At 69.8% G+C, this 23,198-nt stretch carries 27 protein-coding genes and 20 tRNA genes; 28 read left to right on the forward strand and 19 right to left on the reverse strand.

All coding sequences use genetic code 11. The features are described from left to right. Positions 1–83: 83 nt before the first annotated feature. From ABEB28_RS07425 to ABEB28_RS07440, 4 genes are all read right to left on the reverse strand, one after another. The gene (locus ABEB28_RS07425) at positions 84–1,007 is read right to left on the reverse strand and encodes an ABC transporter substrate-binding protein (RefSeq protein ID WP_345727241.1); all 924 of its coding nucleotides are present in this window, start codon (positions 1,005–1,007) and stop codon (positions 84–86) included. A gap of 66 nt (positions 1,008–1,073) precedes the next feature. Then, positions 1,074–1,751 carry an ABC transporter permease gene (locus ABEB28_RS07430; protein WP_345727242.1) on the reverse strand — a complete coding sequence of 226 codons (678 nt, stop codon included), beginning with the start codon at positions 1,749–1,751 and terminating at the stop codon, positions 1,074–1,076. Further along, the gene (locus ABEB28_RS07435) at positions 1,751–2,452 is read right to left on the reverse strand and encodes an ABC transporter permease (RefSeq protein ID WP_345727243.1); all 702 of its coding nucleotides are present in this window, start codon (positions 2,450–2,452) and stop codon (positions 1,751–1,753) included. The genes ABEB28_RS07430 and ABEB28_RS07435 overlap by 1 nt, the downstream gene beginning before the upstream one ends. Beyond that, entirely contained in the window at positions 2,449–3,606 is a 1,158-nt protein-coding gene (locus ABEB28_RS07440) for an ABC transporter ATP-binding protein (protein ID WP_345727244.1), read from the reverse strand. The genes ABEB28_RS07435 and ABEB28_RS07440 overlap by 4 nt, the downstream gene beginning before the upstream one ends. Positions 3,607–3,715: 109 nt before the next feature. On the opposite strand from ABEB28_RS07440, the gene ABEB28_RS07445 reads away from it, so the two are divergent. Continuing rightward, positions 3,716–5,227, forward strand: a complete 1,512-nt coding sequence (locus ABEB28_RS07445; protein ID WP_345727245.1) for an aromatic amino acid ammonia-lyase — start codon at positions 3,716–3,718, stop codon at positions 5,225–5,227. 196 nt (positions 5,228–5,423) lie between these two features. On the opposite strand, the gene ABEB28_RS07450 is transcribed toward ABEB28_RS07445, so the two are convergent. Together ABEB28_RS07450 and ABEB28_RS07455 are read right to left on the reverse strand one after the other, a co-directional pair. Beyond that, positions 5,424–6,293, reverse strand: a complete 870-nt coding sequence (locus ABEB28_RS07450; RefSeq protein ID WP_345727246.1) for a MurR/RpiR family transcriptional regulator — start codon at positions 6,291–6,293, stop codon at positions 5,424–5,426. A gap of 108 nt (positions 6,294–6,401) precedes the next feature. Beyond that, the gene (locus ABEB28_RS07455; protein ID WP_345727247.1) at positions 6,402–7,406 is read right to left on the reverse strand and encodes a LacI family DNA-binding transcriptional regulator; all 1,005 of its coding nucleotides are present in this window, start codon (positions 7,404–7,406) and stop codon (positions 6,402–6,404) included. A 78-nt stretch (positions 7,407–7,484) separates the two neighbouring features. Here ABEB28_RS07455 and ABEB28_RS07460 point away from each other — a divergent pair, with 78 nt between their 5' ends. Next, positions 7,485–7,712, forward strand: a complete 228-nt coding sequence (locus ABEB28_RS07460; protein ID WP_345727248.1) for an MmyB family transcriptional regulator — start codon at positions 7,485–7,487, stop codon at positions 7,710–7,712. Positions 7,713–7,739: 27 nt separating this feature from the next. Here the strand turns inward: ABEB28_RS07460 and ABEB28_RS07465 are convergent, their stop codons facing one another. From ABEB28_RS07465 to ABEB28_RS07475, 3 genes are all read right to left on the reverse strand, one after another. Then, on the reverse strand, positions 7,740–8,117 hold the full coding sequence (locus tag ABEB28_RS07465; protein ID WP_345727249.1) for a VOC family protein: 378 nt from the start codon (positions 8,115–8,117) through the stop codon (positions 7,740–7,742). 122 nt (positions 8,118–8,239) lie between these two features. Next, positions 8,240–8,731 carry an META domain-containing protein gene (locus ABEB28_RS07470; RefSeq protein ID WP_345727250.1) on the reverse strand — a complete coding sequence of 164 codons (492 nt, stop codon included), beginning with the start codon at positions 8,729–8,731 and terminating at the stop codon, positions 8,240–8,242. 52 nt (positions 8,732–8,783) lie between these two features. Beyond that, positions 8,784–9,266: an META domain-containing protein gene (locus ABEB28_RS07475; protein WP_345727251.1), complete on the reverse strand. Its 483-nt coding sequence runs from the start codon at positions 9,264–9,266 to the stop codon at positions 8,784–8,786. A gap of 76 nt (positions 9,267–9,342) precedes the next feature. On the opposite strand from ABEB28_RS07475, the gene ABEB28_RS07480 reads away from it, so the two are divergent. Then, complete coding sequence (locus tag ABEB28_RS07480) at positions 9,343–9,897, forward strand: hypothetical protein (protein ID WP_345727252.1); 555 nt, start codon at positions 9,343–9,345, stop codon at positions 9,895–9,897. A gap of 35 nt (positions 9,898–9,932) precedes the next feature. Here ABEB28_RS07480 and ABEB28_RS07485 read toward each other — a convergent pair whose 3' ends face one another. From ABEB28_RS07485 to ABEB28_RS07500, 4 genes are all read right to left on the reverse strand, one after another. After that, on the reverse strand, positions 9,933–10,562 hold the full coding sequence (locus ABEB28_RS07485) for a hypothetical protein (protein ID WP_345727253.1): 630 nt from the start codon (positions 10,560–10,562) through the stop codon (positions 9,933–9,935). 267 nt (positions 10,563–10,829) lie between these two features. Next, positions 10,830–11,897, reverse strand: coding sequence for a hypothetical protein (locus ABEB28_RS07490; protein WP_345727254.1), 1,068 nt, complete (start codon positions 11,895–11,897; stop codon positions 10,830–10,832). Between the two features lie 4 nt (positions 11,898–11,901). Further along, positions 11,902–12,414: a SigE family RNA polymerase sigma factor gene (locus tag ABEB28_RS07495; RefSeq protein ID WP_345727255.1), complete on the reverse strand. Its 513-nt coding sequence runs from the start codon at positions 12,412–12,414 to the stop codon at positions 11,902–11,904. Positions 12,415–12,520: 106 nt separating this feature from the next. Then, the gene (locus ABEB28_RS07500; RefSeq protein WP_345727256.1) at positions 12,521–12,904 is read right to left on the reverse strand and encodes a hypothetical protein; all 384 of its coding nucleotides are present in this window, start codon (positions 12,902–12,904) and stop codon (positions 12,521–12,523) included. 211 nt (positions 12,905–13,115) lie between these two features. Between ABEB28_RS07500 and ABEB28_RS07505 the strand changes: the two genes are divergently transcribed. Further along, positions 13,116–13,244 carry a hypothetical protein gene (locus tag ABEB28_RS07505; RefSeq protein WP_345727257.1) on the forward strand — a complete coding sequence of 43 codons (129 nt, stop codon included), beginning with the start codon at positions 13,116–13,118 and terminating at the stop codon, positions 13,242–13,244. Between the two features lie 113 nt (positions 13,245–13,357). Here ABEB28_RS07505 and ABEB28_RS07510 read toward each other — a convergent pair whose 3' ends face one another. Continuing rightward, on the reverse strand, positions 13,358–13,951 hold the full coding sequence (locus ABEB28_RS07510; RefSeq protein WP_345727258.1) for a hypothetical protein: 594 nt from the start codon (positions 13,949–13,951) through the stop codon (positions 13,358–13,360). Between the two features lie 273 nt (positions 13,952–14,224). Here ABEB28_RS07510 and ABEB28_RS07515 point away from each other — a divergent pair, with 273 nt between their 5' ends. Then, positions 14,225–14,401, forward strand: a complete 177-nt coding sequence (locus tag ABEB28_RS07515; RefSeq protein ID WP_345727259.1) for a hypothetical protein — start codon at positions 14,225–14,227, stop codon at positions 14,399–14,401. Here the strand turns inward: ABEB28_RS07515 and ABEB28_RS07520 are convergent, their stop codons facing one another. The 3 genes from ABEB28_RS07520 to pdxR form a co-directional block, all read right to left on the reverse strand. Continuing rightward, a complete protein-coding gene (locus ABEB28_RS07520; protein ID WP_345727260.1) occupies positions 14,402–15,361 on the reverse strand; it encodes a hypothetical protein in 960 nt (319 codons plus the stop codon). 23 nt (positions 15,362–15,384) lie between these two features. Further along, positions 15,385–15,588 carry a GntR family transcriptional regulator gene (locus tag ABEB28_RS07525; RefSeq protein WP_345727261.1) on the reverse strand — a complete coding sequence of 68 codons (204 nt, stop codon included), beginning with the start codon at positions 15,586–15,588 and terminating at the stop codon, positions 15,385–15,387. 246 nt (positions 15,589–15,834) lie between these two features. Then, positions 15,835–17,175 (reverse strand): MocR-like pyridoxine biosynthesis transcription factor PdxR, encoded by a 1,341-nt coding sequence (gene pdxR / locus ABEB28_RS07530; RefSeq protein ID WP_345727262.1) that lies wholly within the window; start codon positions 17,173–17,175, stop codon positions 15,835–15,837. A 162-nt stretch (positions 17,176–17,337) separates the two neighbouring features. Here pdxR and ABEB28_RS07535 point away from each other — a divergent pair, with 162 nt between their 5' ends. After that, positions 17,338–17,643, forward strand: a complete 306-nt coding sequence (locus ABEB28_RS07535; protein ID WP_345727263.1) for a putative quinol monooxygenase — start codon at positions 17,338–17,340, stop codon at positions 17,641–17,643. A 177-nt stretch (positions 17,644–17,820) separates the two neighbouring features. On the opposite strand, the gene ABEB28_RS07540 is transcribed toward ABEB28_RS07535, so the two are convergent. Beyond that, positions 17,821–18,249, reverse strand: coding sequence for a hypothetical protein (locus tag ABEB28_RS07540; RefSeq protein WP_345727264.1), 429 nt, complete (start codon positions 18,247–18,249; stop codon positions 17,821–17,823). A gap of 583 nt (positions 18,250–18,832) precedes the next feature. Between ABEB28_RS07540 and ABEB28_RS07545 the strand changes: the two genes are divergently transcribed. The 22 genes from ABEB28_RS07545 to ABEB28_RS07650 all read left to right on the forward strand — a co-directional run bounded on the left by ABEB28_RS07545 (position 18,833) and on the right by ABEB28_RS07650 (position 21,858). Beyond that, positions 18,833–18,907, forward strand: a tRNA-Trp gene (locus tag ABEB28_RS07545). A 233-nt stretch (positions 18,908–19,140) separates the two neighbouring features. Next, positions 19,141–19,213: transfer RNA gene (locus tag ABEB28_RS07550), tRNA-Ala, on the forward strand. A gap of 41 nt (positions 19,214–19,254) precedes the next feature. Beyond that, a tRNA-Glu gene (locus ABEB28_RS07555) sits at positions 19,255–19,327 on the forward strand. Positions 19,328–19,345: 18 nt separating this feature from the next. Beyond that, a tRNA-Gly gene (locus ABEB28_RS07560) sits at positions 19,346–19,418 on the forward strand. Positions 19,419–19,459: 41 nt separating this feature from the next. After that, entirely contained in the window at positions 19,460–19,900 is a 441-nt protein-coding gene (locus ABEB28_RS07565; RefSeq protein ID WP_345727265.1) for an HNH endonuclease, read from the forward strand. A 43-nt stretch (positions 19,901–19,943) separates the two neighbouring features. Then, positions 19,944–20,016 (forward strand) — tRNA-Gln (locus ABEB28_RS07570). 4 nt (positions 20,017–20,020) lie between these two features. Then, positions 20,021–20,094: transfer RNA gene (locus ABEB28_RS07575), tRNA-Leu, on the forward strand. 11 nt (positions 20,095–20,105) lie between these two features. Further along, positions 20,106–20,182: transfer RNA gene (locus ABEB28_RS07580), tRNA-Thr, on the forward strand. 13 nt (positions 20,183–20,195) lie between these two features. Continuing rightward, positions 20,196–20,269 (forward strand) — tRNA-Leu (locus tag ABEB28_RS07585). Between the two features lie 39 nt (positions 20,270–20,308). After that, a tRNA-Ala gene (locus ABEB28_RS07590) sits at positions 20,309–20,381 on the forward strand. A gap of 13 nt (positions 20,382–20,394) precedes the next feature. Beyond that, a tRNA-Asp gene (locus ABEB28_RS07595) sits at positions 20,395–20,469 on the forward strand. Between the two features lie 84 nt (positions 20,470–20,553). Next, positions 20,554–20,638: transfer RNA gene (locus ABEB28_RS07600), tRNA-Ser, on the forward strand. Between the two features lie 5 nt (positions 20,639–20,643). Beyond that, positions 20,644–20,717 (forward strand) — tRNA-Lys (locus ABEB28_RS07605). Positions 20,718–20,735: 18 nt separating this feature from the next. After that, a tRNA-Met gene (locus ABEB28_RS07610) sits at positions 20,736–20,812 on the forward strand. 1 nt (position 20,813) lies between these two features. After that, positions 20,814–20,886, forward strand: a tRNA-Val gene (locus ABEB28_RS07615). Positions 20,887–20,901: 15 nt separating this feature from the next. Further along, positions 20,902–20,973, forward strand: a tRNA-Glu gene (locus tag ABEB28_RS07620). A gap of 5 nt (positions 20,974–20,978) precedes the next feature. Further along, positions 20,979–21,054 (forward strand) — tRNA-Asn (locus ABEB28_RS07625). A 25-nt stretch (positions 21,055–21,079) separates the two neighbouring features. Further along, a tRNA-Val gene (locus ABEB28_RS07630) sits at positions 21,080–21,152 on the forward strand. 1 nt (position 21,153) lies between these two features. Then, positions 21,154–21,228: transfer RNA gene (locus tag ABEB28_RS07635), tRNA-His, on the forward strand. Position 21,229: 1 nt separating this feature from the next. Next, a tRNA-Tyr gene (locus ABEB28_RS07640) sits at positions 21,230–21,312 on the forward strand. A gap of 61 nt (positions 21,313–21,373) precedes the next feature. Beyond that, positions 21,374–21,450, forward strand: a tRNA-Cys gene (locus ABEB28_RS07645). A gap of 279 nt (positions 21,451–21,729) precedes the next feature. Beyond that, complete coding sequence (locus ABEB28_RS07650) at positions 21,730–21,858, forward strand: hypothetical protein (protein ID WP_345727257.1); 129 nt, start codon at positions 21,730–21,732, stop codon at positions 21,856–21,858. 87 nt (positions 21,859–21,945) lie between these two features. On the opposite strand, the gene ABEB28_RS07655 is transcribed toward ABEB28_RS07650, so the two are convergent. Further along, the gene (locus ABEB28_RS07655) at positions 21,946–23,160 is read right to left on the reverse strand and encodes an alpha/beta hydrolase (RefSeq protein WP_345727266.1); all 1,215 of its coding nucleotides are present in this window, start codon (positions 23,158–23,160) and stop codon (positions 21,946–21,948) included. Positions 23,161–23,198 lie beyond the last annotated feature (38 nt).

Raw genomic sequence — 23,198 nt, forward strand, 5'->3', positions numbered from 1 at the left:
CCGCGCGCAAGGCCGCCTCGACCGTTACGTGGTCTCAAGGCCTTGCGCGCGGCCGTCAGGCTCGCCCCTGGACGGGCCGCCCACTAAGACAGGCCGGCGGTGGTTAGCCACTCCTTCGCCACGGCGTCCACGTCCTGCTTGTCGGAGACGACCTTCTTCACGAGCTCGGCCAGCGTCGCCGTGTCGAGCTTCGCGGAGACCCCGTTGAGCGCCTCCTTCGCCGTGTCGTTGACGCCCTCCTTGTTCACCAGCGGGGTCACGTTCTGAGCGCTGAACAGACCCTTGGTGTCCTCGAGCGCCACGAAGTCGTTCTCCGCGACCGCCGGGTCGGTGGTGAACAGGTTCGCCGCCTGCACGTCACCCTTCTTCAGCGCCGACACGGTGATCGGCCCCGCGACGTCCAGCGACTTGAACTCCTTGAACTCGACGCCGTACTTCTCCTTGAGCCCGACGATGCCCTGCGCGCGGGTCTTGAACTCCGGCGGCCCACCGATGACCAGGTCCTTCGCGACCGGCTTCAGGTCGTCGAGCGTCTTCAGCTTGTACTTGGCGGCGGTCTCCTTGGTGACCGCCACCGAGTCCTTGTCCTCGGCCTCGGCCGGGTTCAGCAGCTCCAGGCCGCTCGGCAGCTTCTGCTTGAGGGCGGCGTCGACCTCTTCGCTGGTGGTCGCGGTCGCGGCCTTGTCGAGGTAGGCCAGCAGCGCGCCGTTGTACTCGGGCAGCACGGTCAGGCTGCCCTTCTCGATCTGCGAGTAGATGACCTCGCGGGCGCCGATGTTCAGCTGCCGCTTGACCTTGATGTCCTTGGCCTCCAGCGCCTGGGCGTAGATCTCGCCCAGCAGCACGTTCTCCGGGAAGTTCGCGGAGCCGACCACGACCTCGTTGCCCCCGCCGGAGGAGTTCAGCGGGTCGTCGCCGGAGGAGTCGTCGCCACCACCGCAGGCGGTGAGCGCCAGCAGGGCGGCGGCGCTGCCGACAGCGAGCAGCGTACGGAACTTCGTTCTCATGGATTCCCTCTCAAGCGGGCATGTGGCGGATGGATGGTATGGGGGTAGTCCGACAGTTCTGCGGGTTCATCTCACGGGCGCCCGCTGGCGGAGGCCTGGCGAGACGATGAGGCGCTGGACACCCACGAAGAGCGCCTCGGTACCGAGCGCGAGCAGCACGGACAGCACCGCGCCGCCGACCATGACCTCGTACTCGCGGCGGGCCAGCCCGTCGAAGATGTAACGGCCGAGGCCGCCCAGCCCGACGTACGCCGCGATCGTCGCGGTCGAGACGATCTGCACGGCCGCGGTGCGGAGGCCGAGGATGATCAGTGGCAGGGCGACCGGCAGCTCCACCTGGAACAGCACCTGCCTGCCCTTCATGCCCATGCCGTGGGCAGCGTCCCGTAGCTGCTTGTCCACTTGTTGGACGCCGGCGTAGGTGTTCACCAGGATCGCCGGGATGGCGAGCGCCACCAGCGGCAGCAGCGTCGGCGTGAGGCCGATGCCGAAGACGACGACGGTGAGGCCGACCAGGCCGACGGTGGGCAGCGCGCGGGCGGCGCCCGCCGAGTTCACCGCGAGAAACGCGCCCCGTCCGGTGTGTCCGACGAACAGCCCGAGCGGCAGCGCGATCAGCGCCGCGATCAGCAGCGAGAGCCCGGAGTAGAAGAGGTGTTCCTGGACCCGGTTCGGGATCCCGTCGACACCCGACCACTGCGCCGGGTCCCCGAACCAGTTGATCGCGCGGGTGACGATGTCCACTACGCCACCCCCGCCGTCGCCGCGCCGGCCGGGTCCGCGGTCACCGGCTCGGTCGATCTCCCGGCCCGCGTCCACGGGGTGAGGAGCCACTGCAGCCCGACCAGCACCGCGTCCGCGAGTACGGCGAGCGCGACCGTGAGCACGATTCCGACGATGATCGGCGTGATGAAGCTGCGCTGGATCCCGTCGACGAAGAGCTGGCCGAGGCCGCTGATCCCGATCAGCGAACCGACGCTCACCAGGCTGATGTTCGAGACGGTGGCGACCCGCAGGCCGGCGATCACGACCGGCACCGCGATCGGCAGGTCGACCTGGAGCAGCCGGCGCACGCCGCCGAAGCCCATCGCAGTCGCCGCCTGGCTGACGTGCTCCGGCACCGAGCGCAGCCCGTCCACGACGTTCCGGACCAGCACCGAGAGCGTGTAGATCGTCAGCGGAATGATCACGGTCCAGCCGGTGAAGCCGGTGTAGTCGATCAGCACCACGAACAGCGCCAGCGAGGGCAGCGCGTAGAAAACGCTGGTCAGCGCCAGCACCGGCGCGTACAGCCGGCGCACCCGGACGCAGACGATGCCCAGCGGCAGTGCGATCAGGAGGCCGAGCACCACCGGCACGACCGCGAGGTAGAGGTGCTGGAGCAGCAGCTCTCCGAGGAGGTCGTAGTGGTCGGGGATCCAGGACCAGCGCCAATCCCAGGTCATTCGCCCGCCCCGGCGGGCGACGGCTGCGACCGTGCGGCGGACGGCTCGGTGGACGACCCGCCGGACGACCCGCCGGACGGCTCGGTGGCCGGCTCCGCGGAGGGCTCGTGCGTCCGGGCTCGCAGCGCGCCGGTGATCTGGTCGTGACCGGCGAGCCCGAGCACCTTCCCGTCGGAGTCCACCCCGATCGCGTCCCCGGACGGGTTGAGCACCGAGCTGTCCAGCGCCGCGCGCAGCGAGTCACGCCCCACCGTGAACACCCGGCCCGCAGGCTGCGGCCCGTCGGACGACCCCGGCGCCAGCCACCCCTCCGGGCGGCCCGCCGCGTCCACCAGCAACCGCCAGGTGTTCGCCGACGTCCCGGACGTCACCACCCGTGCCGTGTCCAGATCCAGGCCGTCCGACCCCACGAACGACAGGCGGCGCACCCCGCGGTCGGCGCCGAGGAACTCCTCGACGAACGCGTCGGACGGCGCTGCTAGCAGCCGCTCCGGGGTGTCGAATTGCCCGATCCGGCCGCCGACCTCCATCACGCAGACCAGGTCGCCGAGCTTCACCGCCTCGTCGATGTCGTGCGTGACCAGCACGATCGTCTTGTGCAGCTCGGTCTGCAAGCGCAGGAACTCGTCCTGCAGCCCTTTGCGGACGACCGGGTCGACCGCGCTGAACGGCTCGTCCATCAGCATCACCGGCGGGTCGGCGGCGAGCGCACGGGCCACGCCTACGCGCTGCTGCTGACCGCCGGAGAGCTGGTGCGGGTACCGCTTGGCGAACGCGGCGGGCAGGCCGACTCGCTCCAGCAGCGCCATGGCGTCCGACCGGGCTTTCTTCTTGTCGTGGCCGAGCAGGAACGGAACGGTGGCGACGTTGTCGACGATCGTCCGGTGGGGGAGCAGCCCACCCTGCTGGATCACGTACCCGATCCGGCGGCGCAGGGTCGGCGGATCGACGTCCAGCACGTTCTGGCCGTCCACCGTGATCGTGCCGGACGTCGGGTCGATCATCCGGTTGATCATCCGCAGCGTCGTCGTCTTGCCGCATCCGGACGGGCCGACCAGGACGGTGATCTTGCCGGCCGGGATCTCCAGGCTGAGGTCGTCGACGGCGACCGTGCCGTCCGGGAACCGTTTGGTCACGCTCTCGAAGGTGATCACCCGATACTCAGCGCTCCCGCCGGTAGTGAATGGCTTCATTCATGCTTCTGATGTCTGAAGATGGGGTCAAGATGAAGGTGTGTAATCGCTCGTCGGTGAAGAGGTGGAGATGTCGGAGGTGCTGCTCGACGGCGCTGCGCTGACCGCGGAGCAGGTGCGCGCGGTAGCCCGGGACGGTGCCGCGGTGCGGGTGCATCCGGACGGCGTCACCCGGGCGAACGCCGCCCACCAGGCGGTCCAGGCGCTCGGCGCGACCGGTCCGGTCTACGGCCGGACGACCGGCGTCGGCGCCAACCGGCTGGTCGCCGTCGAGTACGAGAGCTCGTCCGGCCCGGTGGTGCTCGGTCCGGAGGGCAGCGTCATCTCCCGCGAGGTGGCCCTCCACCCTCCGGCTCGGCACGACGCGCACGGACTCCGCGTGCTCCGCAGCCACGCCGGCGGCGCCGGTCCGCTGCTGGACCCGATCAGCGTCCGCGCGATGCTCACCGTGCGCCTCAACCAGTTGGCCGCCGGCGGGTCCGGCGTCGAACCCGGCCTGCTCGCCGGATTGGAGATGGCGCTCAACCACGGCCTCACCCCACCGGTCCACGCCTTCGGGGGCATCGGCACCGGCGACCTGCCCGCGCTCGCGGTCACCGCGCTCTGCCTGCTCGGCGAGGTGCCCTGGCGAGGCGGAACGATGGAGCCCGTCCCGTTCGATCCGGCGGACGCACTCGCGTTCATCAGCTCCAACGCCGGTTCGATCGGCGAGGCCGCGCTCGCCTGCGCCGACCTCTCCGAACTGCTGCGGGCCAGCACCGTGACCACCGCGCTGGCGTTTCTCGCCTGCGACGGTAACAGCGAGGCGTACGAGGCCGTCGTCCACCTGGCCCGGCCGCACCCCGGTCAGCAGACCGTGGCCGCCCGCCTGCGCGACCTGCTCGCCGGCCAGGCCCTCAAACCGGCCCGGATCCAGGACCCGTACAGCTACCGGGCAGTGCCGCAGGTGCACGGGCCGGCGCTGGACGCCGTGGTCGCGCTGGAGCGCACGCTCGGCATCGAGCTGAACGCCCCGGCCGAGAATCCGCTGGTCGACCCGGTCGGTAACCGGGTGCTGCACAACGCGAACTTCCACACCGCGTACCTCGGCCTGTCCCTCGACGCGATGCGGAACGCGCTCTACCAGACCGCGGCGCTCTCGGTCGCCCGGCTGAGCCTGCTGCTCGAGCCGGCGTTCACCGGGCTCCCGCCGTTCCTCGCGGCCGGTCCGCCCGGGTCGTCCGGACTGATGATCCTCGAGTACGTCGCGCACTCGGCGCTCGGCGCGCTGCGGCTCAACGCGACCCCGACGGCGCTCGCCACCGCGGTGGTCTCCCGTGGGGTCGAGGAGCATGCGCCGTTCTCCTCGCAGGCCGCCCGGAACTCGCTCGACGCGGTCGCCAGCTACCGGGTGGTGCTCGCCGCGGAACTGGTCGCGGCCGTGCGTGCGCTGCGGATGCGCGGTACGCCCCCGGTCGACGGTCCGCTCGCCGACGCCTACGCGTATGCGGCGGAGCGGCTGTCCGGAAGGCTCGACGACCGCCCGCTCGATCAGGACGTCGAGGACGCCGCTGCCCTGCTGCCCGCGCTCGCCGCCTACTGAACGGCGTCCGATCTCCGGCCTTCTCCACCCGGGTGCGCGGGCGCGGCCTGAGCGCGCCCGCGCCGCCGCGCGCGCGTCCACGCAACCGCCTCTGGTGCTGCTCACGGGTCCCATCCTCGGTGTCGACGCGTTGCTCGCGCATCGTTTGACGTCGAATCGTGACCCACTCAACCCATCAACACGCTTGGGATTCAAATTACCGGTCGGTGAAGAAGCCCACTCCCTCGGCCATGCCTTCGTACGCTTCGAGCCGGGCCTGGGTGCGCGCCGGATCGGCGTCCGCCATGGCTTGGAGTACCACCGCGGCGAGGGTCACCGGCGCCGCGTACGAGTCGAACACCAGGCGCGTGCCGACGCCGGCGGCGAGCAACACGTCCACCTCGTCGGCGAACGGCGCGATCGGCGCGTCGGTCACCACCGCGGTCCGCAGCCCCACCTGCCGCGCGTAACGCAGCGCCGCGATCGTCTCGCCCGCGTAGCGGGGGAGCGCGAACGCCAGGACCCACTCGCCGCCCGCCTCTCGTGACTGCAGCAGTGCGTCGTACGCCGCGCTACCCCCGGACGTGACCACCCGCACGTCCGGGTGGATCCGCTTGGCCGCGTAGCCGAAGTAGTCCGCGATCGGCGCGGAGATCCGCGCACCCAGCACGGTCAGCGGCGTGGAGTTGGCGAGCTCGCGCCCGACCTCCAGCACCCGCGACGGGTCGATCAGGCTCTGTCGCAGCGCCTCCAGGTTGCGGATCTCCGCGTCCACGGCGGCCTGCAGTTCGTTTCGGCGCACGGTCTCCGGATCCGGATGATTCGCCGCCGCGCTCATCGCGATCGGACGCAGCGCCCGCTGCAGATCGGGGTATCCGGAGAAACCGAGCGCGACCGCGAACCGGGTCACCGACGGCTGACTGACCCCGACCTGGGTCGCCAGGTCCACGCTCGAGAGGAACGCGGCGTCCGGCAGGTGGTCCAGAAGATGCTGCGCGATCCGCCGCTGGGTGGGCGAGAGACGGTGCTGATCGAAGAGCGCAAGCAATCGCTCGGTTGGGGTCGGTGCGCGGTCCCCGTTCCCCATGCGGCCCCCCTCGTCCGGTTTCCGGAAGCCTAGAACACCCCGCTCAGGTGCCCGAGCTGCACCGGTTTCGCTATTTTGGCGGACGCCCGGCAGCGGCCGGTTACCGGCTCACACCGCAGGCGGAGCGGTCGAGTCGCGGACCCACAGACGGGGTGCGCGCACGAACCGGCGGCGGTGCGCCCGCTTCTCGATCTGTGCCACCGCCAGCGCAGTGGCCTGCCGGACGATGCCGGCCAGGTCCCAGTCCACCGTGGTCAGTGCCGGGCTCAGCAGCCCCGACATCGGGTGCGAGTCGTACCCGACGACCGAGACGTCCGCCGGAATGTCCAGGCCGAGCCGGCGCGCGGCCGCGTGGACGCCGTACGCGATCGAGTCGGCGAAGCAGAACACGGCCGTCGGCTTGTCGTCCGCGGCCAGGACCTCGGTGGCCACCGCGGTGGCACCGGCCAGCGCGTGCGGCGAGGTCACCAGCCGGACGTCGATCCCGAGCCGGGCCGCCTCGATCCCGACGTGCACCTCGGCGGGCCGGTCGGGCGTGCTGGGCCGGTTCGGTGTGAGCACCGCGATCCGCCGGTGCCCGAGCCCGGTGAGGTGCTCCAGGGCCAGCGTCACGCCGGTGCGGTTGTCGAACAGCACCTCCCCACCCTGGACGCCGTTCAACGGATCCCCGATGGAGACGATCGGCAGTGCTCCGGCCAACTCCGCCCAGTGCGGGGCCGACGGGTCGAGTGGCTGCACCACCAGCGCGTCCACTCGCTGGTCGCGCAGCTGGCGGGCGAGGATCGCCTCGCGTGCCGGGTCGCCGGCGGCGTCCAGAATCAGCGCGTACCGGTCCTGACCGAGCAGTTCGCGCCCCATCGCCACCGCGAGCGACTGCTGCCAGAGGTCCTCCAGCGAACCGCAGAGCAAGCCCACGGTGCCGGTGCGCCCACTGGCCAGCGCGCGGGCGATCGGGTCGGCCTCGTAGCCGAGTTCGGCCGCGGCCTCACGGACCCGTCGCTGGGTCTCTTCCGAGGTCTGCAGGCCGCGCAGCGCGTAGGAGACCGCGGCGGTGGAGAGCCCGGTCGCCTCGGCCACGTGGCGGATCGTGGCGCGCTTCCGTTGTTGCGGCACGGTTCCAGCCTAATGACAGGGCCGACACGTTGGTCCGACTAACACTCGGCCCCGGCGCTGCGATCGGCCGACCCGCGGATGTGGGCGGAACACTCCGTCGCGCAGGTCCGCGGCCGGGTGTACGTGCTGCACCACCCGGTGGTGGGGGAGCTGACACTCCACGGCGAGACCCTCGCGCTGCCGGACGCGCCTTCGTGCTGCGGGGTGAACCTGTTCGCGGCCGAGCCGGGTTCGGCGTCCGAACGTGCCCTCCGCGAACTCGCCGACGACGAAAACGCGCTCCTGGCCGGGGCGACGAGCGGCTAGGGCCACAACGTCGCGTCTCGTCGGTCGTCAGTCGCTGGCGGCCGGATCGAAGCCGGCGACGGCCTCGATGATCGTGATCGAGTTGCCGTCGGGGTCGACCAGCTGCCCGAACTTGACCTTGGTCGAGGTGTTGTCGTCGTACTGGAGGTCGAGACCACGGGCGGCGAGCTCGGCCTGTGCCGCCGCGATGTCCGGTACGTGCAGGGTGACGACGCTGCCGCCGGCGCGCTCCGGATCGCGCACCAATTGCAGGGTGCCGTGGGGTGGCAGATGCCAATCAGCCAGCCCGTCCATGGGGCGCGCGTCCGCCGGTCGCCCGATGAGCCGAGCCATCCACTCGCTGGCGGCGTCCACGTTCCGGACGGCCAGACCGGAAAGCACGTTCGATACCGCGAGGTCACCCATGCCGGTCCTCTTTCCTCTCGCTCCGGAGCCACCACCGAACGCAGCAGTGTCAGTGTGCCAATGGGACGGGTCCAGGGCGACCTCGTCAGTGGAGCCACGGGGTGTTCGGCCGACGGTCGACGTCAATCGGCCGACGCCGGCGGGCTCGGCAGCCTGGTCGACCTGGTGCCGTCCGGATCGCCGTCGGTGGACTGGCGGCGCTCCGCCCTCTCGGTCAGCCGAATCTCGACGTCGCCCTGCCGCAGCACCAGGTCGGTGTCGCCCAGCCGCCACGTCGGGCGGCTCCGCAGGAAGCCGGCCAACCACTCGTCCTGCGCGTGCCGCGACGGGTCGCAGCCCATGTTCGTCTGCGTGATCTCGCCGACGACGAGCGTCTCCCCATCCAGCGAGAAGTCGCCGCTGAGATGGTTGCAGGCGGCGCGGGCGGCGAGCTGGCCGTCGCGGGCGAACCGCAGCCTGATCACGGTGCCCTCGACGAGTTGCCGGCCGGTCACGCCGGTCGATTCGAACGAGCGGCCGGCCAGCGGGTTCTCCGATTGCGGGCTGCCTACCGCGTCGCCGGTTCCGCAGGCGGCGAGGACCAGGATCAGGCAGACACTCAGAAGTCGGATCATGGACCTTGGACGTACCGGACCCCGGTCCGGCTCCGTCGTCGAGGCTCGTTCGTCAACCGGCGCGCAGCGTCAGCTCACGGGTGCCGGCCCGCAGGTGGAGCCCGGCGCCGTCGACGGAGTAGGCAACGGCGCCGGTTTCCAGCACGAAGAGCATCGCGCTCAGGATCGCGGACGGGCCCGAGGGACACGGAATCACCGTGGTGGTGAGGCCGCTGAACCGAATCGTGCTCGGCCCGACGACCGCGGAACCGGTGAGGGTGTTGCAGCCGCTCGATCCGCTCACCCGACCGCCCTCGAACCTCAGGTACACGCCGGTCGGCATCGGGGCGACGAGACCCTCGATGACGATTTGGTAGAGCACCCAGCGCCTGTTCAGCAACGCAGGCGCTGTCTGCGCCTCCGCGACCGGTGAGGGCCGCCTCGACTGTTCCGTTGAGGAGGTGGGGGATGCGGGGGACGCCGCTGGGGAACCGCAGCCGACCAGCAACGCCACGATCAGGACGGAGATCCAGCGAATCATGGCCTTTCGACGCATCGATCGCCACCGGGGTTCCGACCGTTACCCACTGCCCTCCGACGCCGGACCGAGGAACGGCGTTTACGCTGCTCCGATGCGTCGTCTCCTGGTCTGGTTCAGCACGTTCCTCGCCGTTCTCACCGGCGTGAGTCTGACGGGCTGCGTGCCGACCGACCCGAGCACCTCCGCCCGGAGTGACGAGGTCTCGGCCGCTCCCGACGGCCGACCGTCGCTGGTAGCCATTCAGCACGACGACTACAAGGCCGAGTACGTGGGTCGTCTCCCCGACGGCCGGCAGTTCTTCCTCACCTGGCCCTTCGCTGCCGGCACGGGGGGCGGTAGCCGGGACTTCATCGCTCTTTACCTGTTCGACCGGGCCGGACGGTTGCTCGACGCGCAGATCGAGGAGCTCCCCGCCAACCTCTCCGACCAGCAGTTCCAGGCACGCCTCGACGCCCGCCTCGCCACGCTCGGCGACGTCGTCTTCGAGCGGATCGAGGTGCAGCCGTTCACCATCGAAAGGTTCGGCGAGAGCTTCGGCCTGATCGCGACGTTCGACCAGGAGGCGGACATGTGGTGGGTGACCGTCGAACCGGGCGACTACATGGCGTTCTCCGAACCGTGGGACAGCGGCGAGTACGACACCTGAACTGGCTCCCGGGGCCGAGAGATCCCGCTGTCCCCTCAGAAGATCACCGTCGACAGGTAACACACTGAAGCCACGGCGATGAGCGCGAGCGACGCCCACGCTCCGGCCAGAGCACCGCGGGCCAGCACGTCATCCCAGATGAGGCGCGGCCGGTGCTGGCCGCGCCAGGCCTCGCGCAGCAGGTCGCGCTGGCGCCGCCCATGCTCGGGGTCCGGGCAGGCGCGCAGGAAACCCCGGCCCCACTCCTCGCATTTCTCCTCGTCGGCGGTCGATCGGCAGGGGACGGGCGCCACAAACGCAAAGGCGAGGAGCGTGAACAGGCCGATTCCGCCGGCGACAAGCCACCAGGTGAGGACGAGAGCGAGGCCACCGACGGTCAGCACCGCCCACGGCCAGTACCGCTGGGCCGGTGACCGGCTCAGCCGCTGCACCTTGGCGGCGAGTCTCCCGAGCTCGTCATCCTCCTCGCGGCGGGAGACATCGCGGATCGCCTCCCGCTCGACCGGATAGGAGCAGGCGACGCAGCGGATGATGTTGGACGTGGAGCCGGTACGGACTTTGACGCGGTACTTGCCGGGCTGATGCTCGCTGTACGCCTTCGTCCAGACGATGTTCTCCCGGGTGCAGACCGACCCGGCCGGCGCCCGCTCGAATTCCAAAACCACCAACTCGCCCCTCTCGCCGACGCGCCCCCCGTTCGATGGTCCACAGCGGAACCGTCGAGCGCAGCGGATCGGGCTGAGGCGTGACGGAAGGGAAAGACGCGACGATCCCTCACCGTCCTAGTGGTTCAACTCCCGCGATACCCGGGCGCATGGGAGTTCCAGCGCGTAGCGGGAAGTCCTGGAGCAGCGCTCCTCCGGACTGTGAGGTAGACAGCCCGGAGGAGCTGCAGCCGCGCTGGCCGCTGCCGGCGCGGACCGCGAAACGGATCACCGGAGAAAGCCCTTGGTCCAGTTCCGGTAGTCCCCGGGGTCCTTCACGGGTTCGATCGACTCGACCATCGCGATGATCTCGTTGCGATCGCGCAGATAGCGGGCTTGCTGCGCGGAGTCCAAGCTGCCGACGACCACGCCGCCCTCCAGGTGGAGCCAGACGTTCACGCCGTTCTCGGGTGGGCCGTCGCTGAGCCGTACCGGCCGTCCGTGGAGCGTCGTCGTCGGCTTCCCGTTGTGCTCCGGGCGCTCGTCCTGGGCCAGCCAGAACTTGAGCTCCGACGGGAACTGCGTGGTGTCACCGGCCTTCCGGAACGAGACCGAGCCGGAGTAGTGCCCGTTGTCGTACCGCGTCGCCTCGGTCCCCATGACCTCCAGATCGCGCGGCCGCGGCATGCTGAACGGCAGCACGACCGGGGCGACCTGGTCGGTCCGCACCGAGTCGGCGATCCGTGCCGCCGTCGCCTTGCTGCCGGCGACCACCATCGCGCGGAGCCCGGGCGACGGCGTCCAGGTCAACGTTCCGCCGGGCGCCTCGCCGTTCGTGATCTCGAACCAGGTGCTCTTCACACCACGGATGTCAGGCCCAGGCTCGGTGGGCCCGCCCGGGTCCGAGAACGTGAGGGTGGACGCGCTCTCCGCGAGCCACACGCTCGCCGGCCCATAGCCGGGCAGCGGACCGCCCCCCTGATCGTTCGGGTCCTCCGTCCGCAGGAACTGGACGGACTGGTGGTCGTCGGCGGTGTACGTCGCGGTCCCGGTCACCCCGTCCGGTGCCCAGCCGACCTGTAGCCGCTGCATGCCCGCCTTCAGGTCGGCGCCCTCGGCCTTGACGAACCGGGGGCCCGCCGGGCCGATAGCTTTCGGATCGTCACGCAGCATCGGGGCCGTCAAGGCGCCGATCCCCCCGATCACCAGCACCGCCGCGCCGGCGATCCACGCCAGCCGCCGACGACGCCGCCGACGCCGGCCGCCACGGATCGCCTCGTCCACGTCCACTGTCGTCTCCTCCAGATCGCGTTCGGCCAGGCGCCGGAACATCGTGCGTGCGCTCCGCTCGTCCATCTGGTCAGCTCCTCCCGGTCGGGGTGGAGTGGTTGGCGGCCAGCACCTCGCGCAACTTGTCCAGCCCGCGGGCCGACTGACTCTTCACCGTGCCGGGGGCACAGCGCAGCACCGCGGCGGTCTGTTCGATGGAGAGGTCGCAGTAGAACCGGAGGACCAGGACCGCTCGCTGGCGCGGCGGCAGCTCGCGCAGGGCGGCCTCCATCTCCAGCCGGGCCTCCACGTCGAACCCGGGACCCGCGGTTGTCTCCGCGCTCCCGTTGACCAGGACGACCCGGCGCGCCCAGCCCGTCCGCTGCTCGGACAGGAACACCCGGACGAGAACGGTGCGGGCGTACGCGGCCGGCTCACTGGCCTTGCGGGCCTTGCCCCAGTGCACGTAGAGCCGCTCCAGCGCACTCTGGACCAGGTCGTCCGCCCGGTGCACGTCCTGGCAGAGCAGGTACGCCACCCGTCGTAACCCGGGTAGCACCCCGAGGACGTACTCGCGGTACGCCTCGTCCTCGTCGTCGGACACCCGACCTCCCTGCTCACTGATGCCACTCTGCTGGATGCGATGGGCCGGGCGTTCGGTTGCATCGCGCAGGTCAGCGGGGTGTGGTCGCATCAGTCGGCGGTGGGCGTCACCCGCCTGGGCAGTCGTTGTCGCCGCCGCTGCGCTCCTGACAGTGCGTCGGGGAGGGCATCGGTTCGGACGGCTCCACCGTCGCCCCCACGAGGATCACTACCGACCCGAACAACACGAGGCTCATCACGACGACCGACGCGGTCGATCTCAGCCACCAGCCGGTGGCAAGGCCGACCAGGGACGCCGCCAAGGCCGTGATCAGCGCGGCCCGCAGGAGACGGTGCGACTCCGCGATGGTCTCCGCCGATTGCCCGCCGATGAAGGTCACCCGTGCCCACACGCCCTGGTAGACGAGAACCGGGACGGCGCAGAGGCCCAGGAACGCCGCGACCAGTAAGAAGGTGGCCACCCAGCCGCGTTCGTCGCGTCGTCTCCCCATGCGGGCAGGGTATGTGCGGCACCTACCGGCCGGACTGAGCTGAACTACTCGTCCGCGTTGGTTCGGGATGCCGATCGTCGGCCCTGTGTCGGGAGGTGAACACTCGGGGCGTCACGAGGGCGAGTGAGCCGGTCGCGGATTCGCGGGAGTCTTCTGGTGCAGGCGGAACGGGCACCGGCCCTCCGCCACAGACTTCGAGGAGATGGCGACGATGAGCGACTACAACCACTGCGGTTACGAGCAGTCCTGGGACTACAACGACTGCCACAAGCCGCGCCGGCACCGTCGTCGTCGCCACCAGAAGCGCTACAACGACTGCTGGAGCTACAACTCGTACTGAGTCCAACTCGATAGCGCACCACCGATGGGCCGGAGAGCGAAAGCTCCCGGCCCATCGGGCTGTTCACTCCGGGCACTTCTGTCCCAGGTGGGGCCCGCAGGTCCGAGTAGCCGTCAGGACGGAGGCGTACTCGCCGGCGGATCCGGCGTGGTGGCGCTCGCGCAGGTCAGCTCGAGGGTTGCGGTGCCGCCCTGCACCAGGTTGGGCCTCGTCACGGTCAGCTTGAACGTATATGTGCTGGTGGTGGGGTTCGAGAGCGTGAACGTGGACCGACTGCGGAACGTCGTCTGGTTAGGGCTCGTCGTCCGGAGGCCGCTCTCGATCTGGCGGCCTAGCGTGGTGTGCCACTTCACCCGCGTCTGCGCGGGCACGTTCGCGACGGTGACCCACGCGTCGGTGTAGACGAGCACGGGAGCGGTGCAGTCGACCGGCTTGTTCATCGGAATCGTGGTGAGCCTGGCGGCGACGACCTTGGGCGTCGTTCCGGGTGGTGCTCCAGCGGCCTCGGCGCTGGTCTGTACGACGCTCGGCGAGGGCTCGGCGGCCTCGGTCGGGGACGGTGCGGTGGTGCTGGGCGGCGTGGCCGCGGTGGGGTCGGTCGCTTCCACACCGCTTGCGTTGCTGGTCGCCGTCTCGGGCTGGTTGTCGCCGACGAGGATGTTCCCGGCCGCGGCGGCGCCGACTCCGAGCACCGCGATCGCCACCACGGCGGAAACGACCTTCCACCGTCCTCCCGATCGGGACGGACCGGCCGGCGGAGGGACAGCGGGCCCGGCGCCTCCGGCCTGGCCGGCGCCAGGAGACTGATCGTCGGACACAGTCGACCTCCGGGGGCATCGCGTGAGAGGCCTAGTCTCGACCGGGCTGTCAAGGCGAGCCACAGGCCAGCGACTGTCGTCTGCCTCGCGGTGGGTGGTGTCCTCGGTGCATCCTGTGTTGAGAAGCAACAGGCCAATCGTGAGATGTGGCTAGGGGGCGCTGTGAAGCGGGTTCGGCGCGTGCTCTACCTAATGCTGCTCGTCGCGGCGATCGTGTTGATCGGGCGCGCGATCTGGGGTGCCGCCGGGCCGGACGAGCCGGTGACCGACCCGACGAATTTCAACGAGCTGCCGGGCCCGACGATTAGCCCCGCACCCACGATCAGCATCAGTTCCTAGCTAGCCCTCCACCGAGAATTCCACGCGGATGTCCGGGCTGTCCCGGATCACGAGAACCGATCCACGAGCCCTGGTCCAGCCGGCGGGCAGGAGGAAGAAGCGCTCCCCGGACTTGATCAGTAATCGCAGGCCGTCGTAGCGGAACCGGTACCGACCGGAGGCCCGCGGCAACGATCGGGGAGACGTCCCCGGCCCGCTGAGACCCAGGTCTGTCTTGCTGTAGATGACGACGTGCGGGCGCGAATCCACATCGGCCGCTAGCCGGCGGGCGGCAAGGTTGCCGCCGTACGATGCGTAGCTGGACGTCGTCCAGAAGATGAGCAGTACCGCGACGACGGCGAGCAAGCCGTACATCGACGGCGCCGGTGGCGTCCGCGGCGTCGGGTCGATCTCGGCCCGGGCGCGTCCGGTCAGGTGCGATCCATAGATCCCCAGCGCCAGGCCGATCAGGAGCGCCGGCGGCGCGACCGGCCATGCGGCCAGGCGGGCGGCGAGTCCGATCGCTGCCAGAACGCCTACCAGGACGGCGAGCGCTCCGGCTCCGAGAAGGACCTGTCCGAGCACCTTCACCAGTCGCGGATTCTGCTGCAGTTCCTCGAGGACGTATCGATGCGCGAGGAGCGCGACCAGCGTGAGCCCGACCGCAGTTCCCAGCACTCCGAACGCCGAGTTGACGCTGCGGAGTAGGTAGTCGCGGAACGACAGGTCCAGCACACTGAGGTCGATCCCGAAGTAGCCGAATGCTGCGGCGGTCCGTGCCCAGCCGAAATAGAACAGAATCGCGCCCGTGAGCGTGACCGTTCCGGCGATCGTGGTGACGACTTCGAGCCACCGGCTCAGTGGGTGGAGATCGATAGTCTCGGGGGGCTTGGTCGTCCCGTCGGAAGGCGGTTCCGGAACAGTGACCGACGGCTCGCTGACGCCCAAGGCGCGCCGAAGAGCATTCAGAATGCTCGCCATCTGTTCTGCCCCCCGGCGATGCGCTACGCCGCGTTGGTCTGGGCAGTGTAGGGGCTGAAGACGAGGCCGTCGACTGCACGCACCTCCACGCTCGACGCGTCCCACAGCTCCGTCAGTTCGGAGGCCGAAGGCAGCGTCGCGCCGACCGGAAACGAGCCGCTGACGATCTTCCGCCGAAGCTCGTCGGCCAGCTGCAGGTACTTCGGTTTCCCGCCGTTCTCCACCATGCGCCCTCCGCAACTCTGCCCGTGGGTCGGCGACCCCAGCCCGGCGTCGATAGGCACGTCCCGAGGAGCGAGTTAGCCGACGGAACGCACCCTGGTTGTACCGGCAGCCTGACCGCTCGCGGTTGTAGCAGCGACGCGCGGCCGGTAGCGCTTCCGTGGCGAGGCGGCCTTCACGCTTCGAGCTCGAACCACAGCTTCGCACTGAGCCACCACGCCGGTAGACCGTGACGAGAACGGGCTCTGGTCCTATAGAGCCTTGGCTATTCGCGTGGCGACCCACTCGGCCCGCGATGTGGCGAGGCGGCCGTAGCCGAGGACGAGCGCCGGTGGCTGGGGACGCATCGTGTAGCGGGACAGGGGGATCGCTGTCACACCCAGGTCGGCGAGGCGGGCTACCACGGCGTGTTCGTCCGACTTCGATGGCAGAGCCAGGGTCAGGTGCAGGCCGGCGGCTATGCCCTGGGCCGCGCCGAGCCGTCCGGTCACGCTGTGCTTTTGCAGCGCGGCGACTAGGGCATCCCGACGAAGACGGTAGGTCTTTCGGGCTCGGCGCAGGTGCCGGTCGTAGGCGCCGGTCTCCACGAAGTGGGCGAAGGCCAGCTGGTCCAGGATGCTGGGGCCGGCGCCGGCCGCCTCCACGGCGGCGAGCAGTACGCCGCGCAGCGCGGGTGGTGGCGCCAGCCAGCCGAGTCGGATGCCGGGGTGAAGTGTCTTGCTGACGGAGCCCAGGTAGACCACGTGGTCGCGGCTGAGGCCGGCTAGCGCGCCGACAGGGCGGCCGTCGTAGCGGAACTCGGCGTCGTAGTCGTCTTCGACGATGGTGGTTGAGGCTCGGGCGGCCCAAGTCAGCAGCGTTCGGCGGCGTTCGGGCGACAGGAGGGCGCCGGTGGGGAACTGGTGGGCGGGGGCACAGATCACCGCTGCTACGTCAGCGCGGCGAACAGCCTCGACGTCGATACCGTTCGCGTCCACGGTGACCGGCTCGATTCGGACTCCGGCCGCGGCCGCGACCTGCCGAAACCGAAACCAGCCGGGATCCTCGACCGCGACTCCGGGCGCGGTGGCGGTGGCGGTCAGGGCTCGGGCCACCGCGGCCATGCCGTGGGAGGTGCCGCAGGTGATGACTACGTCGTCGCTGTCCACGGGAATGCCTCGGGCGCGGCGCAGGTAGGCGGCGACGGTCTGCCGGAGGCGGGGTGCTCCGGCCGGCGGCGGGAAGACCGGCGGTGTCCAGGCGGGATCGGTCAGGACGTGGTGCAGGGAGCGCAGCCAGGCCGCGGCAGGGAACCCGTTGACGTCGGGGGTGCCTGGCCGCAGATCGACGTGTGATGCGGGTGGTTCGGGGTCGGAGGATTCGGCATGGGGCGGTTCAGTGCGGGCGGTGGCGTGCGCGGCGATCCGGGTGCCGGATCCCTGCCGGGTCTCCAGGTGGCCCTCGGCGGTCAGCTGGACGTACGCCTCGTTGACCACCCAGCGGGAACAGCCGAGTTCGGCGGCGAGGGCGCGGCTGGACGGAAGGAGGTGACCGGGCCGAAGACGGCCCCGTGCGATCGCGGTCCTGATCGCGCTGGTGAGGCCTTCGTGCATCGGCCGAGTGTCCTCGGGAAGCTCGAGGAGCAGAGCGGTAGCGCGATTGGTCCGGTCGACAGGCACGTGACTGGACTGTACGCCAGGACCAGTTCTGCCTAGCGTCGGTACTCGTCGGCCCGGTGATCGAGACCGGGCACCGAACCGGGAGCACCCACACCGATGTCAGAGAGATTGACCGTCATTGCCCAGCTGCGCGCCAAGCCAGGGCGGGAGGCGGCGCTCCGGGAAGCCCTGACCGCGCTCGTTCCTCCGACCGTGCTCGAGCCCGGCTGTATCGCCTACGACCTGCACGTCGCCGTGGACGACCAGGGGTCGTTCCATTTCTACGAGGTCTGGCGCAGCCCCGAGGAGCACGCCGCCAACCTGGAGACGCCGCATCTGCGGAGTTTCCTCGCGCGGTCGGGCGACCTCTTGGACGGCGACATCCGCGTCAGCCTGCTCCGTCGTCTCGCGCCCGGAGAATGACCGCTCAGGCTGCCCACGGGCTCGGTCACACAGTTTGAGCCAGAACCCGCGACTCACCGACATAGCCACTCGGGGCGATCAGACGTCGCTACGCGAGACAGGCCCAGAGCGCGTTGTGCGCTCCGGGCCTGTCCGCGGTGTGGACCCCTTGGGTCGGTCAGGGGCGTGTTGCCGAGCTCAGCAGTTCGCCGAGTCCATGATCCTGATCTTGTCGACCGTGCCGTACGCCGCGGCGTTCACGTACACGCCGGGCTTCACGCAGACGGTGGTGCCGTTGGTGAAGTGCAGACGCGCCCCGTCGTCGTTACGGCTGTTGTAGACGACCGCCGCACCACGGGCCTGATAGCCGAGGTTCTGCCAGGAGGGCGTGATGTCGCGATATGAGGCGGTGGGCCGGTTCGCGTTCAGATAGGCCACTGTGGGGTAGAAGCAGACCCGAGGGTAGGTGCATCCGCTGGCGGTCTCGGCCTGGGCCGGTACTGCGCTCAGCAGGCCAGCGGTCGCGATAGTCGCGAGAAACAGCGTGAGGAAGAACGGCTTCTTCGCTCGCGCAGCGGGACCGGCGGGCGACGTCGTGCGTCGAGCGGAACGTAAAACATTCACCATGTAGTGCTCCCCGTGAGTGGACCTGGCGGCCCGGGTTCCCTCGACGGCCGACGGCTCCCGGGTCGGGCGGAAGCGTCTCATACTCGGCATCGCGTCGAGAGTGGATCGTGATTAACCGGGGTCGCGGAACCCGGCGCGATCGCGGTGGACGCGGACGACCGGTACCTGGGCCGCTGTTCGTGTCTCGCGTAATCGATATCCCGGCACGAGTAATGGAAGCTCTGATCGCCATTCGGCTATTGACCGCTGTGGGCGCCGTCCCCATAATTGCGTTGGCGGTCGAGCGACCGCACCGTATGGTCTACGTCAGCAGCAAGCACCACGCACCACCGACCAGTCAGGAGCCCGCCATGTTGTGGCACACCACGAACGCGATGCAGCGTCATGCGCTGCTCAGCGTGGGTGCCCTCTGTGCTGGGCAACCCTCCTACCTGGGCAAGGATGAGCAGGAAACCCACCGGGAACGGTGGCGTAGCTAGCGTAACCAGCGCCGCGCTGACGCCGCCCCTCCCAGCCGGGATCGGGCGGTTTTTCATTTCCGTCAATTGCTCATTCGGGCTGCTCTGGAATTGCTCAGTCTCCTATGGGTGTAGCTCAAATTCGGTAGAGCGCCGGTCTCCAAAACCGGATGTTGCGGGTTCGATTCCTGCCACCCATGCGCACTGCCCCGGCATGCCGGCGGACCTGATCATTGAGAACTGCACAGTGGATGGCATACGAAGACGCCGACCCATCGCGCCGCAGCACCACCGCGGCCAGGTCGGCGCAGCGTCGGCGGACCCGTCCCCACGGGCGGGGCACGCCGGCGATATCTGGAGCGAGGGAGACGGTAACCCGCGGGCCTCGGACGCTCGAGATACCCGGTTCGACACCGGGGCTCCAGACCATCCTGGGCTTGTGGCGCAGCGGGGAGCGCGCCGGTGTGGCACACCGGAGGTCGGCGGTTCGAATCCGCCCAGGTCCACGCGGAAACGCACGGAACGTCCCGGCCCCGCCGGGGCCATCCGCCCGTGAGATTGACTGGTTAGATCACTGGGCTCTCAATCCAGAGGATCGGGTTCGATTCCCGAACGGGCGACGCACAGCATCACCCTTTGCGGCTGTAGCGCAGCAGGTAGCGCGTCTCCTTGCCAAGGAGAAGGTCGCCGGTTCGATCCCGGTCAGCCGCTCGTCAGAACCCGCCGGCCAACGAAACCGAGAGGAGAATCCGGTGGACGTGCTCGTGCTCAACGCAGACCTCGGGCCGCTGCACCGGGTCACCCTTCGACACGCCGTGCGAATGCTCGTCCGGCAGGTCGCCGAGGTCCACGAAGCCGACCCAGCCCGCACGCTCGGTGGGTGGCCGCGGCCGACCGTCGTCCGGCTCGTCCGGTACGTCGTCACCCGCTGGCGGTACCGCCGCGGTCCCGCTTGGTCGCGACCGGGTGTGCTCGTGCGTGACGAGCGGCGTTGCGCCTACTGCGGCGGACACGCGACCACCATCGACCACGTCCTGCCCCGCTCCCGCGGCGGCGGCAACTCCTGGACCAACACGGTGGCCGCGTGCAGCGGCTGCAACCAGCGGAAGGGCGACCGGACGCCGTCCGAAGCGCGCATGCCCCTGCTAGTTGCGCCGGTCGTGCCGGCCTGGGGCGCGCTGTCGTTCCGCTGATCGAGTGCCGTGCCGGCGGCCCGCTTCCCGCCGGCCGGCCCGATGCGAGCTGAGGTAACTCGGCAGCCTGCCTGGCTCTGAACCAGGTCGTGGGGGTTCGAATCCTCCGCTCGCAGCACTGCCCCCGTAGCCCAACAGGCAGAGGCCCGACGTTGAGGACGTCGCCAGTGCGCGTTCGAATCGCGCCGGGGGCACGCAGCACCACGCCGGTGTAGCTCACGCTGGTTGAGCATCCCTCTTGTAAAGGGAAGGACGCGGGTTCGATTCCTGTCGCCGGCTCCAGCACCACCCCGATGCCCGGGTAGCCCAACAGGCAGAGGCACGCGGCTCAGACCCGCGCCAGTGCGCGTTCGAATCGCGCTCCGGGTACGCATTACCCCCCACCGCCCTACGGCGACCCCGGGGTACGGGCTCGTAGCTCATCTGGGAGAGCGCCCGCCTTGCAAGCGGGAGGTGGTCGGTTCGAGTCCGACCGGGTCCACGCAGTACCGAATGCTCCGTTAGCTCAGTCTGGTCAGAGCGCTCGCCTGTCACGCGAGAGGCCGCCGGTTCGAACCCGGTACGGGGCGCCGGGCCGCGCGATCGCGCGCGCCCTGAGAGCGTCGCGTTCGGGACGCGAGGGTCGCCGGTTCGAATCCGGCCGGCCCGACTTCGGAAGGCACCGTCCAGCGGTGGGCAGCCGGCCTCGAAAGCCGGAGGCGGGGGCATCCCCCGGGGGTTCGACTCCTCTGCCTTCCTCGCAAGCGCCTCTAGCTCAGTTGGTGAGAGCATCCGACTCTTAATCGGAGGGTCCTCGGTTCGATCCCGAGGGGGCGCACGCAGTAGGTGCACCTTTCGCGGAGTGGAGGAGCGGCGTCCTCGGCGGTTTCATACACCAGCAGAACGCGGGTTCGAGTCCCGCCTCCGCGTCCACGTCCCGGTAGCTCAGCAGGGAGAGCGCCGCTCCGACAAGGCGGAGGCCGGCGGTTCGAAACCGTCCCGGGGCACGCAGCACCACCGATGGCGCGTTCGGCTACAGGTAGGCCACCGGACTTTCAATCCGGGAGGAACGGGTTCGAATCCCGTACGCGCTGCTCATTCCCCCGTCGCCCAATCGGCAGGGCAGCGGACTGTTAATCCGTACGGTGCTGGTTCGAGTCCGGCCGGGGGAGCCAGCTCGCGGACGATGTCCACGAGCACGCCTGAGTAGCTCAGCTGGGAGAGCGCCCCGCCCACACCGGGGAGGCCGGCGGTTCGAACCCGTCTTCAGGCACGTTGGCCGTAGCTCAATGGGAGAGCGCCAGGTTGTGACCCTGGAGACGCCGGTTCGATCCCGGTCGGTCACCCCAAGCGGGTGCCTGGAGATGGAGATCCAAGGCCGGCTGTAAACCGGTCGCCACCGTGCTCAGGGGGTTCGAATCCCTCCGCCCGCACGCACGTGTCAGGTCCTCCCGGAGATCGACGGTCCGATCCGATCCGAGAGGGTGTCGTCCCGCCGGAATGCCCGAGTGGCCGAAGGGCGCTGCCTGCAAAGCAGCTGATCATCGCCGGTTCGAATCCGGCTTCCGGCTCGCCGCCATCCACTGTGCAGTCTCGGTCATCGGCGACCTGGAGTGGGCCGCGGGTACGGCTGCTCCAGGTTCCCCTGCCTACCTGCCCCGCTGGCTCGAACGAGGGATGCGGTACCTGTGGGCCGCCGCTGCGAGGTGGCACCGTTGCCGGCTGTGTTCGCAGGCGAACGTTCTGGCCGTCGCGGTGGCGAGTGAGCCGGTCGGGGATTCGCGGGAGTCTTCTGGTGCAGGCGGAACGGGCACCGGCCCTCCGCCACAGACTTCGAGGAGATGGCGACGATGAGCGACTACAACCACTGCGGTTACGAGCAGTCCTGGGACTACAACGACTGCCACAAGCCGCGCCGGCACCGTCGTCGTCGCCACCAGAAGCGCTACAACGACTGCTGGAGCTACAACTCGTACTGAACAACCCGATAGCCGCACCACCGATGGGCCGGAGAGCGAAAGCTCCCGGCCCACCGGCCTGTCCGGCCCGGAACCGGCGTGGGGCGCTCAGGCCGGCGCCAGTTGCCGGAACCAGCGGGCGATCGCGGCGGTGGCCTTGACGTTGGAGTCGAGGTGGCTCACCTTGCCGAGGTCCACCGACGTCACTCTGGTGCTGCCCGCGGTCCGGACGGCGTCCAAGCATTCCGAGGTGTTGGTCGTCAGTACCTGCTCGTCGCCGGCCGCGTAGTACAGCCGGGTCGGCGCCGTCGGCTTCCACTCAGCGCAGAGGTTGTCATGAGCAGCCATCGCCGCGGCGAGCGCACCGGTCGGGCGCTGGAGCACGTCGAGCCCGTGCGGCGTGAGCAGCGTCTCGATCGTGCGGGGGAGTGCGGGCAGAATGTCCTTGCCCGGCCGGAGACCGTCGAAGAGCGCCGCGACCGCGGGATCGCGGAACACCTCCCCCGGGTGGGAGTAGAACGGGTGCAGCCGGTTCCAGGTCACGACGAAGTACGCGACGTACGCGACGCTCCAGGTGGGATCCAGTTTGCCCCCGAGCAGGGCCGGAAGCTCGATGTTCCGCCAGTGATATGCGCCGCTGACCGGGGCTGCGGCGCCGACCCGGAACCAGCCGTCCCCGTCGCGGCCGAGCGCGGTCGCCACGCCGATCGCCGCCGCGGCGCCCTGGGAGAAGCCGGTGACATAGACGTCGTGGCTCAGTTGACGTCCTCTGCCCGCGACGTAGGACCGAGCGGCCCGCAGGAGATCGATGGAAGCCGTGGTCTCGGACCGAACGTCCTGCCAGGGGTGCGTTCCCGGGCCGGCGCCCAACCCGAGATAGTCCGGAGCGACGGCCGCGAAGCCGACCGTGGCGTAGGTGAGGGGCGGGCCGAGCTCCCATCCGTCCTGCGTCACCGACGGCGCATCGGCTCGGTAGACCTGGGTGCCGTGGGTGTACACGACCGTTCGCAGTGTGCGGTTGCCGTCCTTCGGGAGGGCCAGCAGACCGGTCGCGATCGTGGGGTTCCCCGCCGGATCGATCGTCCGGTAGGTGAGGCGGACGAGGTCGACGCCGAAGCGGGTGAGACCGGCGTCGTATTTCGCGCCGGCCAGCTCCGCCTTGACGTTTGCGGGCGACATCGAGCGCACGTGCAGGGCGGAAAGGAGGGTGCCGCGGCTCTCGGCTCGGGCCTTCGCCGGTGACGCGGTGAGACCGGCGACCGTGAGCGCAGCGAGTAAGACGATGACGGGCCAGCGCCATCGGTGACTTGGGGTGAGTGTCATGTTCAGAGGCTAGGAACGGCCACTTCGGACGGCCTCAC

The organism is Cryptosporangium minutisporangium, from assembly GCF_039536245.1.
In the GTDB taxonomy this organism is placed as follows: domain Bacteria; phylum Actinomycetota; class Actinomycetes; order Mycobacteriales; family Cryptosporangiaceae; genus Cryptosporangium; species Cryptosporangium minutisporangium.

What these genes read in the sequence shown, in the direction of transcription:
- ABEB28_RS07425 (WP_345727241.1), bottom strand. Translation starts at nt 1,007, where the DNA reads ATGAGAACGAAGTTCCGTACGCTGCTCGCTGTCGGCAGCGCCGCCGCC.
- ABEB28_RS07435 (WP_345727243.1), bottom strand. Translation starts at nt 2,452, where the DNA reads ATGACCTGGGATTGGCGCTGGTCCTGGATCCCCGACCACTACGACCTC.
- ABEB28_RS07445 (WP_345727245.1), top strand. Translation starts at nt 3,716, where the DNA reads ATGTCGGAGGTGCTGCTCGACGGCGCTGCGCTGACCGCGGAGCAGGTG.
- ABEB28_RS07450 (WP_345727246.1), bottom strand. Translation starts at nt 6,293, where the DNA reads ATGGGGAACGGGGACCGCGCACCGACCCCAACCGAGCGATTGCTTGCG.
- ABEB28_RS07460 (WP_345727248.1), top strand. Translation starts at nt 7,485, where the DNA reads ATGTGGGCGGAACACTCCGTCGCGCAGGTCCGCGGCCGGGTGTACGTG.
- ABEB28_RS07465 (WP_345727249.1), bottom strand. Translation starts at nt 8,117, where the DNA reads ATGGGTGACCTCGCGGTATCGAACGTGCTTTCCGGTCTGGCCGTCCGG.
- ABEB28_RS07470 (WP_345727250.1), bottom strand. Translation starts at nt 8,731, where the DNA reads ATGATCCGACTTCTGAGTGTCTGCCTGATCCTGGTCCTCGCCGCCTGC.
- ABEB28_RS07475 (WP_345727251.1), bottom strand. Translation starts at nt 9,266, where the DNA reads ATGCGTCGAAAGGCCATGATTCGCTGGATCTCCGTCCTGATCGTGGCG.
- ABEB28_RS07480 (WP_345727252.1), top strand. Translation starts at nt 9,343, where the DNA reads ATGCGTCGTCTCCTGGTCTGGTTCAGCACGTTCCTCGCCGTTCTCACC.
- ABEB28_RS07490 (WP_345727254.1), bottom strand. Translation starts at nt 11,897, where the DNA reads ATGGACGAGCGGAGCGCACGCACGATGTTCCGGCGCCTGGCCGAACGC.
- ABEB28_RS07500 (WP_345727256.1), bottom strand. Translation starts at nt 12,904, where the DNA reads ATGGGGAGACGACGCGACGAACGCGGCTGGGTGGCCACCTTCTTACTG.
- ABEB28_RS07505 (WP_345727257.1), top strand. Translation starts at nt 13,116, where the DNA reads ATGAGCGACTACAACCACTGCGGTTACGAGCAGTCCTGGGACTACAAC.
- ABEB28_RS07520 (WP_345727260.1), bottom strand. Translation starts at nt 15,361, where the DNA reads ATGGCGAGCATTCTGAATGCTCTTCGGCGCGCCTTGGGCGTCAGCGAG.
- ABEB28_RS07525 (WP_345727261.1), bottom strand. Translation starts at nt 15,588, where the DNA reads ATGGTGGAGAACGGCGGGAAACCGAAGTACCTGCAGCTGGCCGACGAG.
- pdxR (WP_345727262.1), bottom strand. Translation starts at nt 17,175, where the DNA reads ATGCACGAAGGCCTCACCAGCGCGATCAGGACCGCGATCGCACGGGGC.
- ABEB28_RS07535 (WP_345727263.1), top strand. Translation starts at nt 17,338, where the DNA reads ATGTCAGAGAGATTGACCGTCATTGCCCAGCTGCGCGCCAAGCCAGGG.
- ABEB28_RS07540 (WP_345727264.1), bottom strand. Translation starts at nt 18,249, where the DNA reads ATGGTGAATGTTTTACGTTCCGCTCGACGCACGACGTCGCCCGCCGGT.
- ABEB28_RS07650 (WP_345727257.1), top strand. Translation starts at nt 21,730, where the DNA reads ATGAGCGACTACAACCACTGCGGTTACGAGCAGTCCTGGGACTACAAC.
- ABEB28_RS07655 (WP_345727266.1), bottom strand. Translation starts at nt 23,160, where the DNA reads ATGACACTCACCCCAAGTCACCGATGGCGCTGGCCCGTCATCGTCTTA.